General features: G+C 35.8%; 12 protein-coding genes. 2 read left to right on the top strand and 10 right to left on the bottom strand.

Annotation, left to right across the window (positions count from 1 at the left end; all coding sequences use genetic code 11):
* Positions 1 to 18: 18 nt before the first annotated feature.
* Positions 19 to 1,839, bottom strand: coding sequence for a type 1 glycerol-3-phosphate oxidase (gene glpO / locus AC1RPT_RS00850; RefSeq protein ID WP_481761003.1), 1,821 nt, complete (start codon positions 1,837 to 1,839; stop codon positions 19 to 21).
* 13 nt (positions 1,840 to 1,852) lie between these two features.
* The gene (gene glpK, locus AC1RPT_RS00845; protein WP_481761004.1) at positions 1,853 to 3,370 is read right to left on the bottom strand and encodes a glycerol kinase GlpK; all 1,518 of its coding nucleotides are present in this window, start codon (positions 3,368 to 3,370) and stop codon (positions 1,853 to 1,855) included.
* 213 nt (positions 3,371 to 3,583) lie between these two features.
* On the opposite strand from glpK, the gene AC1RPT_RS00840 reads away from it, so the two are divergent.
* Together AC1RPT_RS00840 and AC1RPT_RS00835 are read left to right on the top strand one after the other, a co-directional pair.
* Positions 3,584 to 4,537: an NADP-dependent oxidoreductase gene (locus AC1RPT_RS00840; protein WP_481761005.1), complete on the top strand. Its 954-nt coding sequence runs from the start codon at positions 3,584 to 3,586 to the stop codon at positions 4,535 to 4,537.
* Between the two features lie 20 nt (positions 4,538 to 4,557).
* A complete protein-coding gene (locus AC1RPT_RS00835; RefSeq protein ID WP_481761006.1) occupies positions 4,558 to 5,502 on the top strand; it encodes a Dyp-type peroxidase in 945 nt (314 codons plus the stop codon).
* Between the two features lie 190 nt (positions 5,503 to 5,692).
* Here AC1RPT_RS00835 and araA read toward each other — a convergent pair whose 3' ends face one another.
* From araA to AC1RPT_RS00795, 8 genes are all read right to left on the bottom strand, one after another.
* Positions 5,693 to 7,120 carry an L-arabinose isomerase gene (gene araA, locus AC1RPT_RS00830; RefSeq protein WP_481761007.1) on the bottom strand — a complete coding sequence of 476 codons (1,428 nt, stop codon included), beginning with the start codon at positions 7,118 to 7,120 and terminating at the stop codon, positions 5,693 to 5,695.
* A 43-nt stretch (positions 7,121 to 7,163) separates the two neighbouring features.
* Positions 7,164 to 7,865: an L-ribulose-5-phosphate 4-epimerase gene (locus AC1RPT_RS00825; protein WP_409021771.1), complete on the bottom strand. Its 702-nt coding sequence runs from the start codon at positions 7,863 to 7,865 to the stop codon at positions 7,164 to 7,166.
* 5 nt (positions 7,866 to 7,870) lie between these two features.
* Positions 7,871 to 9,487 (bottom strand): xylulokinase, encoded by a 1,617-nt coding sequence (locus AC1RPT_RS00820; RefSeq protein ID WP_481761008.1) that lies wholly within the window; start codon positions 9,485 to 9,487, stop codon positions 7,871 to 7,873.
* A gap of 29 nt (positions 9,488 to 9,516) precedes the next feature.
* The gene (locus AC1RPT_RS00815; protein ID WP_481761009.1) at positions 9,517 to 10,884 is read right to left on the bottom strand and encodes a sugar porter family MFS transporter; all 1,368 of its coding nucleotides are present in this window, start codon (positions 10,882 to 10,884) and stop codon (positions 9,517 to 9,519) included.
* Between the two features lie 198 nt (positions 10,885 to 11,082).
* Entirely contained in the window at positions 11,083 to 12,201 is a 1,119-nt protein-coding gene (locus tag AC1RPT_RS00810; RefSeq protein WP_481761010.1) for a GntR family transcriptional regulator, read from the bottom strand.
* Between the two features lie 91 nt (positions 12,202 to 12,292).
* A complete protein-coding gene (locus AC1RPT_RS00805; RefSeq protein WP_481761011.1) occupies positions 12,293 to 13,213 on the bottom strand; it encodes an aldo/keto reductase in 921 nt (306 codons plus the stop codon).
* 74 nt (positions 13,214 to 13,287) lie between these two features.
* Positions 13,288 to 14,523, bottom strand: coding sequence for a cytosine deaminase (gene codA / locus AC1RPT_RS00800; RefSeq protein WP_481761012.1), 1,236 nt, complete (start codon positions 14,521 to 14,523; stop codon positions 13,288 to 13,290).
* A gap of 130 nt (positions 14,524 to 14,653) precedes the next feature.
* Positions 14,654 to 14,800: a hypothetical protein gene (locus AC1RPT_RS00795; protein WP_409021777.1), complete on the bottom strand. Its 147-nt coding sequence runs from the start codon at positions 14,798 to 14,800 to the stop codon at positions 14,654 to 14,656.
* Positions 14,801 to 14,867: the final 67 nt, after the last annotated feature.

Below are 14,867 nucleotides of genomic sequence, written 5' to 3'. Positions count from 1 at the left end.
CACCCCTATTTTTGATGGTTATTTTAAGTAATTCATATCTGATTCTGCAATTGTTGCATCTAAATCTGCAGTTTGTTTTGCTTTTTCTTCTTTAGTCCAGCTATAGTAACTTGCCATTTCGTTAATTACGCCAACTTTAACAGCATCTAATGTATCGCGATGGAAAAGAATATGGTTAGTACGACGCATTAAGTAATCAGTTGGTGTTAACGTCATTTCTTCTTCCATTGAATAGTGAAGACTAGCTGTTTCACCTAAAGAAAGTCCTTCTGCTGCTTTAACGTGAGTCATTTGACTAAATACACGTGCTGCATTTGAACCAAATAAGTTAGCAAATACTGTAGCTTCTTCTTCAGTCAACCCATTGTCCATTCCTTGTTTTGCGAAGAAACTAATTGTTGCTTCAACGTTGTTAGGATCAATATCACCACCTGAAACAGGTAAGTTTTTAGAATCAATCGCATTGAATTCTTGACTATAATTATCTTTCAATAATTTTGTAATTGCAGCCATGGCACCGGCAGCCATCTTACGGTAATCTGTAATTTTACCACCAGCTAATGTTAATAAGCCATCTTTTGAAATAGTCAATGAACTTCCACGTGAAACTTGTGATGCACTTGTCTTATCTTCAGAAAGTGTACTTTCCAAATCATTCAAGACATCTTCAACATCTGTTTTAGTTACTTCATCTTTTTCAAAACGTTCAATAACGTTAATAACATCATTGAAACTCTTCTCACTAATTTTACCTGAGTTTCCACCATTGTAATCTGAACTTCCGTTTGATGAAATCAATGGACGTAATCCAGCCCAACTTGATTCAATATCACTAATTTTGACATTAGCTGTTGGGAAACGTTCGTTAATAATATCAAGTAAGTAATCAGCATCTTCTTGTTCAACACGAGGATGTTCAAAATCACCATGGAAATCAGTATCTGTTGTTCCAAAATATGTTTTATCTTCTCTTGGCACAACGAAGATCATACGACCATCTTGTTTTCCAGAATCAAAGTATGTTGGTTGTGGTACATTTAATTTTTTAGAATCAACAACTAAATGAACACCTTTTGTTGGGCGCATTTGTGGTACAAAATCTTCATCAGTATCCATTTTACGGATAAAATCAGACCATGGACCCGTTGTATTAATAACATATTTAGCATGAATATCAAATTCTTCGCCACTAATTAAATCTAATACATGAACACCAGTAATTTTACCGTCAGCATGCAATAAGTCTAAAGCCTTGATACGACTAACCATCAAGCCGCCATCTTCATGTGCTTTTTTGATATTTTCAATAACTAAACGTGAATCATTATTCTTAAAATCAAGGTAGACACCGCCACCCATTAATTTATCAGATTTTAATTGTGGTTCGCGTTGTAAAACTTCTGCTTTAGAAATTGTGTAGTTAACCCATTGAGGATCAACAACACCTGCCAATTGATCATATAAATTCATTGCAACTTTTACTGAGAACATATCAAAAGTTGCGCCGGGTTCATCATAAATAGGCAATAACATTGATTGTGGACGTGGAATATGTGGTGCAATATGTTGAACCACTGCACGTTCTTGAACAGTATCAGAAACAACTCCGACGTCGAATGTCTTCAAGTAACGAATACCACCATGAACTAATTTTGTTGAACGCGATGATGTTCCTTCAGCGAAATCTTGCATTTCAATTAATCCGTTATTTAAACCCATAGCACTTGCTTGAATAGCAACGCCGGCACCGGTGATACCACCACCAATTGTTAATAAATCCAATTCTTCATTCTTTAATCGTTCGATATCTTGTTTTCTTGATGTTGCTGAAAATGACATAGTTGTATCCCCCTTATTTATTGTTTTTCTTCATTGGTTTATGTTTAAATACTCGAGTTGCTTCAACCGCTTGTTGCCAACCTGCGTATAGATCTTCGCTTTCTTCCACAGGCATTGTTGGTTTAAAAATATCCCCTTCAGTATACTCAGCTTTGAGTTCTTCTAGGTCTTTCCAATAACCAACGGCTAATCCAGCTAAGAAGGCTGCTCCTAAAGCAGTTGTCTCAAGGTCATGAGCACGTTCGATAGGTGTATTTAAAATATCTGCTTGGAAATTCATCAGATAATCATTCTTAGCTGCACCACCATCAACTTTTAGTAACGGAATTTTAATTCCCGTATCTAGTTCCATTGTTTTCACAACATCTCTAGTTTGGTAAGCCAATGATTGTAACGTTGCTTTAATGAAATCTTCACGTGTTGTTCCACGAGTAATTCCAAAGACTGAACCTCGTGCATCAGGATCCCAATAAGGTGCTCCCAATCCTGTAAAGGCAGGTACAACATAAACTTCATTATCATTCGTCGATTCTTTAGCTGCTTGTTCTGTGTCTGGTGCATGTTCCACCAAGCGCATCCCGTCTCTTAACCATTGAATTGCTGAACCAGCAACGAAGATACTACCTTCCAAAGCGTAATAAACTTTACCATTAATCCCATAACCAATTGTCGTTAATAAATTATTTTTAGATAATTTAGGTTCTGTCCCTGTATTCATGACAATAAATGAACCTGTTCCATAAGTATTCTTAACCATTCCTGGTTCAAATGCCATTTGACCAAACAAAGCAGCTTGTTGATCTCCAGCCATTCCTGAAATTGGCACTTCACTACCATAAAAATGATAATCTTTCGTATGTCCGTAAACTTCAGAATTTGATTTAACTTCTGGTAACATAACTGCTGGAATATTCATAATTTTTAGAATTTCTTCATCCCACTTCAAATCATGAATGTTAAATAACATTGTCCGACTAGCATTAGAATAATCAGTTACATGTGTTTCGTCACCTGATAATTTCCATGTTAACCAAGTATCAATAGTTCCAAAAAGTAATTCGCCTTTTTCGGCTCTTTCTTGGGCGCCATCAACATGATCTAAAATCCAACGAATTTTAGTTGCTGAGAAGTAGGCATCTATCAGTAATCCTGTCTTTTCATGAATTAATTCATCATAGCCATCTTGTTTTAATTGTTCCGCAATTTCTGCCGTTTGACGTGATTGCCAAACAATTGCGTTGTAGATGGGTAATCCCGTTTTCTTATCCCAGATAACAGTTGTTTCACGTTGGTTGGTAATCCCAACTCCTGCTATTTGCTTAGGTTTAATCCCGGAATCGATAAATGTATTTGCGATTGTCGATAATACTGCGTTCCATATCTCATTTGCATTGTGCTCAACCCAGCCAGGTTGAGGAAAATATTGTGGAAATTCGCGTTGTGCATCAGAAACTTTCTGACCTTTGTGATTAAATATAATTGCTCTTGTACTTGTCGTTCCTTCATCAATAGATAAAATATATTTTTCCAAATAACTCACATTCTTTCTTTTTAATTATTTATGAAAACGCTATCATTTACCAATATGGATATTATACATCTTCAAAAATACGTTGTCAATTAGATTGCGCAAAATACATTGTTACAAAATTTGTTATTCTCCCTCGTTTTGTAAACCTTTTCTTAAAATTATGGTATATTGGGACTAGTACCAATATGATTTTAATCTAGGGAGGTTATACTTATGAAAGCATTTGGCTTTAACCAATATGGTGACGCAACCGTATTTGAGGAATTAAAAGTTAATCCAGAAGTAGCGCTTAAATCAAAACAGGTTAGGGTTTCAATCGAAGCGATTGGCATTAACCCATTTGATGCAATTTTACGTGCCGGTTATATGAAAGACGTTATGCCTTTACCATTTCCAATTGTACCTGGAGGTGACGTAACGGGTATTATTACTGAAATTGGCGATGAAGTTACTCATTTTAATATCGGTGATGCTGTTGTTGTTCATAAGGCTTTCGGTGGCTACGCAGAAGAACTTGTCGTCTTTACATCACATATTGCTAAGCGACCTGATAATATGACGATTGCTGAAGCTGCTGGGCTACCAACACCTGGTATAGCGGCATACAATATTTTGAACTTTTTTGCAAAAGCAAGGGCTGGTGAAACCATCTTTATTGAAGGCGCTTCTGGAAGTGTCGGATCGATTTTAGTGCAACTTGCTAAATTGATGGAATTAACTGTTCTCGCTAGTGGTTCAAGCACCAACGAACCCTATGTTCGTCGACTAGGTGCAGATCATTATAGCGCCTACGATAAAGAAAATCCCGCCGAAACTTTTAAAGATATGGCTGACATTGTTGTTGATGCAACTCCTGGCGGTCTTGGCAGTGAGGTAGGCGTCAAAGCATTGAAGACAAACGGCAGAATGGTATCGTTAGTTAGCGTTCCAACCGACTCTGTTCAAGCATCAAAGCCACTCGCAGATTACTACCTTGTTGAGAATGTTAAAGAGTTAAAAGATAGTGACACGCTAACTTTCTTAACAGATTTAATGATGCAAGATGAATTAGAAATTAAAATAGCAAAAAAATATCACTTTAATTTAACCGATATTATTGAAACCCATAAACAATTAAATTCACCACATAATGCAGGTAAAATGGTTATAATCGTTAAAGGAAATTAAAAGTCTAAGGAGCATTTATTATGTCAGTAAACGAAAAGTTAACACAAGATGTTTATAAAGATTTAGGTGAAGCTGTTAATTTCACCATTCTAAACTTAAATCACAAAGATCAAAAAGTTGAATTAGAAGCAGTTCAAGAGCTATCTGACCGTATTCCGGCCATCATCCGTAGTATGAACGTTCGTTATCCAAAAGCTAACTTAAAAGTTGCCTTTGGTTTTGGCTCTGATGCTTGGGATTATCTTTTCCCTGATGCTATCAAACCTGTTGAACTTACCCATTTTAAAGAAATTGTTGGGCCTAAATACACTGCCATTTCAACTCCTGGCGATTTATTCTTTCATGTTCGCGCTGGTGAAAGTGCTGTTGTCTATGAAGTTATGGCGCAATTTATGCTTTTCATTAAGGATGTCACAACTGTAGAAGATGAAACACACGGCTTCCGTTATTTTGAAGGCCGCGCCGTTATTGGTTTCATTGATGGTACTGAAAACCCAGATGTTAATGAAGCACTCGATTACGCCGTTATTGGGGGCGAAGATCCTGATTTTACAAACGGTTCTTATGCTTTTGCTCAAAAGTATATCCATAATATGGCCGCTTGGAATGCCTTAAAGACTGAAGACCAAGAAAAAGCAATTGGTCGGAAGAAAGATTCTGATTTAGAATTAACTGACGAAGAAAAATTACCAAATTCTCATAACGTTGCTTCACAAGATATGAAAGATGGCATTGAGCATAAAATTGTCCGTATGAACGTTCCCTTCTCAGAACCTGGGAAAGACATTACAGGGACATACTTCATTGGTTACGCACGTCATTTTGCAGTAACTAATCGAATGCTCATTAATATGTTCGAAAGTAAAAGTGATCGATTATTAGATTTCAGTACCGCTGAAACCGGTAATTTATTCTTTATCCCTTCAAAAACAACTTTAGAACAAATTGTGGATGGAAATCTATAACACGAAAGTCTGAGATTATTTTTTCAGATGCAGATAAAATTCTCAATTATTATCATTAGAAATCTAAATCGGTGCTTACGAATCTTTATTTTCGTAAGCACCGATTTTATTTGATATAAATCATATTTGATTACTCTTCTTACACAAAAAAAGGATATCGCTTTAACAGCGATATCCTTTAAAATATTAATTATTTTTTAATTTCAACATATTCAAGATCAAACATCTTAGCAAGATCAACAACTTGTTGTTCCTTCACGTTCATTGAAAGAACAGTATGATGACCACCACCATTTTCAATCCATGAATGAACGCCTTCTTTAAAACTTGGTTCTGGAATCCATAATTGACGAGCTACTGGCAAGTTAGGAGCTTCAACTTCTGGTTTTTGACCTTCAACAGAGTTAATTAATAATTTGTATTCAGTACCAAAGTCAGACATTGAAACAACGACACCTTTACCATTTGAACCATCAAAGATCAAACGAGCTGGATCTTCGCGGTCACCAATACCTAATGGATGTACTTCCACGCGTGGTTTTGTTGAAGCTAATGTAGGATCAACTTCTAACATATGTGAACCAAGAGTTACTTCATGACCCGCACGTAAATCATACGTGTAATCTTCCATAAATCCAGTAGCTTTATTATGTGCAAGAACCTTCATCAAACGGTCGATTGCAGCAGTCTTCCAGTCACCTTCACCAGCGAAACCATAACCTTCAGCGTTTAAACGTTGAACAGCCATACCTGGTAATTGTTTCATGCCCCAAAGATCTTCGAAGTTAGATGTGAATGCATTGTAGCCACCACGTTCCATAAATTTACGTAAAGCAATTTCAATTCTAATTTGTTCTTTAACATGGTCTTCGTAGAAGGCAGGATCGTTGTCGCCAACAACCATATCGTACATACTTTCACATTCTTTATATGTTGCATTAATTTCAGCGTCAGTTACTTCTTTCATTTCAGCAACTAAATCACCAATACCAAAGTAATCTACAGTCCAACCAAATTTGATTTGTGCTTCAACTTTATCACCATCTGTAACGGCAACATTACGCATGTTATCGCCAAAACGAGCAACTTTAATGTTGAAACTTTCACCGTAAGCAACAGCAACATCCATCCAGTCAGCAATTTGTGATTGAACTGCTTCATCTTTCCAGTAACCAACAACAACTTTATTATGTTTTTGAAGACGAGCATTGATAAAGCCGTATTCACGGTCTCCATGAGCACTTTGGTTTGTGTTCATGTAATCCATATCAATTGTTGACCAAGGAATATTTTCACCAAATTGTGTTGCTAAATGTAGCAATGGTTTTTGTAATAATTTTGTTCCACGAATCCAGTTTTTAGCAGGTGAGAAAGTATGCATCCAAGTAATCACACCAGCAACTTTGTCTTCAAAGTTAGCTTCTTTCATGATGTTAGTAATAACTTCAGCAGTTGTTGCAACTTCTTTAAAGACAATTTTGTATGGTAGTGAACCACTAGCATTTAAATTATCAATAATTTTTTCTGCATCACCTTGAACAACGTCTAAAACATCTTGACCGTATAAACCTTGACTACCGACAACGAACCAAAATTCTTTTTCACTAACTTTTAACATAATATAATTCCTCCTAATAGTTTATTATTTTTAAAAACGTGTTTTAGTGTTTAATTTGACCATAATATGCATTTTTACCATGTTTTCTTAGGAAATGCTTATCCAATAAGTATTGTGGCATGTCAATTGCATGTGGATTCAATTGCAATGTATGATAAGTCATCTTTGCAACTTCTTCTAAGACAACAGCATTATGCACAGCATCTAAAGCAGATGTACCCCATGTAAATGGACCATGATCATTAACCAAAACAGCTGGAATTTGATCAGGATCGAGTCCACGTTTTTTGAACGTTTCGACAATCACGTCACCTGTTTGTTTTTCATATTCTGTGACAACTTCAGCTTCATTCATGATACGGCTTGCTGGAACTGAGCCATAAAAGGTATCTGCATGTGTTGTACCGGCTGCTGGAATATCCAAGCCTGCTTGTGCGAATGAAACAGCCCAAGGTGAGTGAGTATGAACGACACCTTTAATATTAGGGAAGTTATTGTATAGAATGCGATGCGTTTCTGTATCGCTTGAGGGATTCATATCACCCTCAATTTTCTTACCGTCTAAATCAACAACAACCATATCTTCAGGTTTTAAATCATCGTAATCAACACCAGATGGTTTGATGACGAATAACCCTTTTTCACGATCGATTCCACTCACGTTACCCCATGTAAAGGTAATTAAGTTGTACTTAGGTAACAGCATGTTAGCATCGTACACTTCTTGTTTTAGCTTTTCTAACATATATACTAGTTCCTCTTTTCTTCCTTAATTTTTTTTATTGCCTCTGACTCAATAGACAAGCCAGCTTCGTATCTAGCTATAAATGTATTGTAACCTTCTACACCTTCAGGTTCTGGGCTTAACGTCATACTTTCTGGGTCTACAAAAACTTCATGATCTAAGAAGTCTTCTAAGCTTTGACCGTTATTATTTTTCTTAGCAAATATTGCTAAGACAGCCATTCCCCAAGGTCCACCCTCACCAGCAGTATTCATAACCGTAATTGGAATATTCAACGTATTAGCTAATACTTGTTGTCCGATTACAGCTGTTTTTAAAATACCACCTTGAGCAATCATTACATCAGTTTGGATATGTTCTTCTTGACTTAAAATATCCATTCCAATCTTAAGTGGTGCAAATGCCGCATATAATTGCGTCTTGATGAAGTTAGGTAATGTAAAGTTACTGTTAGGTGTTCGAACAAATAATGGACGACCTTCAGGCATATGTGTAATATTTTCACCTGATAAGTAACTATAATTCATTAATCCACCTGCATCGGCATCAGCATGAGTTGATTCTAAGAATAATCGTTCATACAACTGATCTGGTGTTAAATGAACACCTAGTTTTGCTGCGAACTCGCCAAAGATTGAAGCCCATGCATTAATATCTGACGAACTATTATTAACATGAACCATTGCAACTGGCGCACCACTTGGTGTTGTTACAATATCAATATCTTTGTACACTTTTTTCATAGGCTGATCTAAAACAGTCATAGAAAAAGCAGAGGTTCCAACTGAGATATTACCTGTTCTCTTACGTACACTGTTGGTCCCAACCATCCCTGTACCTGCGTCACCTTCAGGTGGTGCCATCAAGCTACCACTTTCAAGTTTGCCACTAACATCAAGTAATTTAGCTCCTGTATCTGTTAATGATCCAGCATTTTCACCAGCTCTCAAAACAGTAGGTAGGATGTCTTTAATATCCCAATCATAAGCAGAAACTTTTTCAATACCACTGAATTTATCTAATAAATCAGCTGAGTATGTGCCTGTTTTTTCATCAATTGGGAAAATACCAGAGGCATCCCCAATTCCGATAACTTTTTTACCAGATAACATATAATGAACATAACTAGCTAATGTTTCTAAATGACCAATGTCATTTACATGGGCTTCATTATTTAAAACAGCTTGATAAAGATGTGCAATACTCCAACGTTGTGGAATATTGAAGTTTAACAACTCTGTTAATTCATCAGCTGATTGTTCTGTATTATTATTTCTCCATGTTCTAAAGGGAACTAATAAATCATCAGATTTCGAAAAGACAAGGTAACCATGCATCATAGCACTGATACCAATTGAATCTATTTTTGTTAATGATTCATGGTATTTGCTTTGAACATTTGCAGCCATTTGTCTATAACTAGCTTGAATCCCCGTCCAAACTTGTTCAAGAGAATAAGTCCAAAGACCATCCTCCAATTGGTTTTCCCAATTGAAGCTCCCTGTTGCAATTGTCTTAAAATCGTCCGTAACTAAAACTGCTTTGATACGTGTTGAGCCTAATTCAATTCCAAGTGAAACTTGACCATTTTTTATTGCTTGAGATGTTTTTACTAAATCCATATCAATTACACTCCTAACGTATAGGTTACTTAATTTCTTGTACCTTCTTTTTCAATTTCTTCTAATGAGCGACCACGTGTTTCTGGAACGAAGAAACGAATGAATAGAACACCTAATAAACAAATGATTCCGAAGATTGCGAACACAGCATCTTGTGGCATTGAAGCTGTCATAATAGGGAATAATAGTCCTACTAAGAATGATCCAATCCAGTTAGCTGAAGATGCAATTCCTGAAGCACTTCCACGAACAGCTAATGGGAATAATTCACCAACTAATACCCATGTAAGTGGAGCCCATGTAAATGAGTAGAATGCAACGTAGATACATAAGAAAACAACAATCATCATAGGACTCGTATTTGGTACAACCATGTTAATGATTGTAGGTAAGATAAATGATAGTCCCATTACTAAACCGCCAAGAATTAAAAGTGTTCTACGTTTAAATTTATCTGCAATAACTAAGAATAAGAGTGAACCTAAGACAAGGATAATCCCTTGAATAATTGGCCACATTAGTGCTGAACTTGCTTCATTCCCAGTTGCTTTTTCAACAATTAAAGGAATGTAATAGAAGATTGCGTTAGCCCCTTGGAATTGTTGGAATGCAGCAACACCAACACCGGCCATAACTAAGTAACGATATTTACCTGTGAATAATTGAACCATTGATGTTTTTTCAATATGATTTTCTTCACCCGCAGTAGTTTGAATATCAGCTAATTCTTGTTCAACTTCATTAGCTGGACGAATCCAAGTTAATACTTGGCGAGCTTCATCAACTTTATTTGTTTTAACTAAGAAACGAGGTGATTCTGGTAAACGTGAAACCCCAAAGTATAAAACAACAGCTGGTACTGCTGCTAAGCCAAGCATAACGCGCCATGCCCATGCTTCAGGTAAATCTTTTAATAGAAAATCCATAATATATGAAAGTAACATTCCGGAAACAATCATTGTTTGATTAATTCCTGATAGTCGTCCTCGTAATTTAGCCGGAGACATTTCTGACATGTATGCTGGTACTAATGCTGATGAAGCACCAACTGCTAGTCCAAGGAAAATACGAACAATAATTAAATACATTTGGCCATTATTTGGTGAGAATGATGCGAGTAATGAACCAATAACGAAAATAATAGCTGACATCAAAATCATTTTACGTCGACCTAGCTTATCTGAAAGCTTACCGGCTAACGCGCCACCAAAGATGGCACCGAACATAACTCCTGAAGTAATCCAACCAACGGTTCCGGCACTATTTTGAAGAGCCCAATCTTTTTGCAAGAATGGTAAAGCCCCCGTCATAACCCCGATATCGTATCCGAACAAAATTCCTCCGAATGACCCAAAAAAGTAAATAAACTTACTAGATATTTTCTTTTCTTTTTGCATATGACACCTCCAAATTTTATTGTCCGATTGGTACGACCAACCGAAAAACCTACAGCAACCGTTTTCTGAAAACGTTTGCATTTATCAACAAGGTCATTTTCTCACATTCATTCGAACAAATCAATAGTTATTTTTATTTGTTCGAATGAATTTCAAAAAAATAAGTATTACTCAAATTTGAGTAATACTTATCATGCTTTAATTCCTATTTTTAACGCTTTCTCGAATGATTAGCTTTGCATCATATACGACAGATTTCGCCGACATTGTTTTAGAATTAATCATTTTTAATAACATCGTCGCAGCTTCTCGGCCCATTTTTTCCTTTGGATGTCTAATTGTTGTTAATTTAGGTGACATATATTTTGATAATTGATAATCATCAAAACCAACAATTGAGATATCTTCAGGAATTTTCATTCCCATCGACTTAACAATATCTATTAATTTAATGGCAAGCTGGTCATTGTAACAAACAATCGCGGTTGGATGATCCGATCTATGCAGAATCTTTTCAATTTTTTTATAGATATTTTGCATTGAATCAGCAGATTGGTACATCAATATCTCACTTTGGTATGAAATAGCTGAATGTTCCATATAAGCTTGCACGAATCCATTCATTCTTAACTGACCTTGTTTATCATCCACTTTAAAAATACCAAGTATTTTTCCATGTCCTTCATTTATCAAATGCTCTGTAGCAACCTCACTACCATTAAAATCATTTAACTCTAAGTATGGAATTTCCAAGTTTTCATAATGTGCATTAATAAAAAGGACTGGTATTTTTTGCGCCACTATCTTTTCGTATAAATCCTTATTTTTATTTATTAATGCGCTTTGTGTTGGTTCTACGATTAGTCCAGATAAATTCATTTCAAGCATTCTTAAAAGGCTATATCGTTCTTTTTCAGCATTATCAAGCGTATTACTTAGCATGATTGTATATCCCTCTTCAGAAATAATACGATCTATTCCAGTGATAATATTTGGAAAAATATAATCAGCAATATGTGTCGTCATGACACCAATTATTTTATTATTTTGTGTCACTTTTTTTACAGTATGCCAATCATTAACGAAGATACCGCCACCTTGTATTCGGTAGACATACCCTGCATTCTCTAAATCACCAATTGCTTTACGAACCGCATAACGACTAGATTCGTAAATCGACATTAACTGTGATTCAGTCATTAATTTATCGTTTACTTCATATTCACCCGCGACAATTTTCGCTTTAATTTCACGATAAACATGCTCATATTTGTTTTCCAAATCAAATCCACCACCTATTAATTCTAATTTTACCATACCCAGTATGTTAACTACGAAATTTTCATACGCTTAATATAAAAAGTAACCAACTAAAATAGTAATTAGTTAGTTACTTTAATTTTTTCATTTATGGTAATTTATTTCCTGCTGCACGATAAATTTCGTACCATTCTTCATGTGTTAGCTCAAGTTCTGAAGCATTCGCAATTTCAACAATTCTTTTTGCGTTCATTGTTCCAGCAATCACCTGCATTTTAGCTGGGTGACGTAGAATAAATGCTGTTGCGATTCCAGTATTAGTTGTTTCTTTTTCTTTAGCTAAACGGTTTAAAACTTCATTTAATTCAGCAAATTTTGGATTATCTAAGAATGTACCTTCAAAGAATCCGTATTGGAATGGTGACCATGCTTGAATCGTCATTTTTTTAAGACGCGAATATTCTAAAATACCGCCATCACGATTAATTCCAGCATCATTAACCATATTCACATTTGTTCCCAAATCAATCATTCCAGTGTGCATGACACCGAATTGGAGTTGGTTAACTAATAGTTTCATATCCAAAGCTTGTTGTAATAAATCAACTTGCCCAGGATAGAAATTACTAACACCAAAATGACGTACTTTTCCAGATTTTTGTAGTTTTTCAAATACACGAGCAATAGCTTCAGGTTCCATTAACGTATCAGGTCTGTGTAACAATAAGCTATCAATATATTCCGTATTTAATCGTTTTAAAATACCGTCAACACTTTTTTCAATGTGTTCAGCAGTAAAATTATACTCTACACCTGGAACGATACCACATTTTGATTGAAGAATAATGTCTTCACGTGATAACCCAGTTTCAGTAAATCCTGCCGCAAACACTTCTTCAGCTTTTCCTGCACCATAAATATCTGCGTGATCAAAGAAATTAATGCCATGATCAACTGATGTTTGAATCATTTCTGCAGCTTGCCCAGTCGACAATTCTGGCATGCGCATGCATCCCAAACCGACAGATGATACTTGAAGTTCGCTATCGCCTAAATTAATCATTTTCATTTTATTACCCCTTTTCAAGTCATGCCTTGATTCTAGCATTCAAATCAAGAAGGCGCTACCAAAACGATTACTTACTAGATATATAACTGGGTTTCTGCTGGCTTGGTTTCACTAATCACATCACCATTATGGACTGATAACATAACGGCAGCACGTGTATTCAACGCATCATAAAAATTATCACTATCCATAATGACGAAATTAGCTGGTTTTCCAACTTCAATTCCATAATGATCCATAACATGCATAGATTTAGCGCCATTAGTCGTCACAAATCGGTAAGCATTCATAATTTGACTATAACCCATAATCTGAGTCGCATGTAATCCCATGTGCAAGGCGTCTAACATGTTGCCATCTCCCATTGGATACCATGGATCTTTGATGTCATCTTCACCAAATGCAACGTTCAACCCATTCTCATCCAATTCTTTGACGCGTGTTAACCCACGACGCTTTGGATATGTGTCAAAACGTCCACCTAAGAACATATTTACAAGTGGATTAGCAATAAAGTTCATTTCTGACATCTTCAATAAACGCATTAATTTGTACAAATAAGCATCATCATATGAACCCATCGCTGTTGTATGTGATGCTGTAACCTTATCTTTCATCCCTGTTTCTAAAGCTAATGTCGCAACGGTTTCCAAGCTACGAGAACTAGGATCATCGATTTCATCCGTATGTGCATCAAATAATAAATTATATTTCTGAGCCAATTCAAAAGCGAAATGGAGTGATTCAACTGCATATTCTCTATTAAATTCAAAATGGGGAATTGCACCAATTGCATCCACTCCTAATTCAGCAGCTTTTGTCATTAATTCCTTCCCATTTGGAAATGATAAAATACCTTCTTGTGGGAAAGCAACTAATTGTAATTCCATCCAAGGTTTAACTTCTTCGCGGACCTCAATTAAAGCTTTCAAAGCCACTAAATCAGGATCAGTCACATCAACATGTGAACGAACAAACTGAACACCATGGGCTGCCTGCATTTTTAATGCTGTAACAGCACGTTCTTTAACATCTTCATGGGTTAACGTCTTTTTACGTTCAGACCAAATCCGAATGCCATCAAATAAAGTCCCAGATTCGTTCCATTCCGGATCACCTGCTGTGAGCGTTGAATCCAAATGAACATGTGGATCAACAAATGGCGGTAACATCAATTTATCGGTTGCATCAATGACTTTTTCATCAGCATTTTGTTGTAAATTTACCCCAATCTCAGTAAACATGCCATTTTCTACTCGAATATCTTGTAATTCTTCTTTATTTTCAATATGTACTTGTTTAATTAACATCGATTATCACTCCTCATTAAATTATCTATCATTCAAATTGTACATGACTTACACCCAATTTAATATTTTTAGTTAACTAAAAAAAGATTAATTCCAAGAATACTTAGAATTAATCTTTGAACTTTTATAATTAGTTTTTTTCTGCACCTAACTTAGTTGATTCATCTTCAATAAATTTAAAACCTGATTGTTTTTTTTCAGCTTGTGGATGTTTAGCACGTTCGTCCATTGCTTTTTGAGCCATTGCTTTGCGTTGTTCTTTACTCAACTTTGCCATTGCTATCGCCTCTTTTGATTTGGACAGTTATATTAAGTTCTAACTTCAACTTTCATTATAGTCCTAT

Source organism: Dellaglioa sp. CoH-56-MRSF-11, from assembly GCF_056782135.1.
The sequence above is the reverse complement of the archived record's forward strand: the minus strand, read 5'-3'. Positions and strand labels throughout refer to the sequence as shown.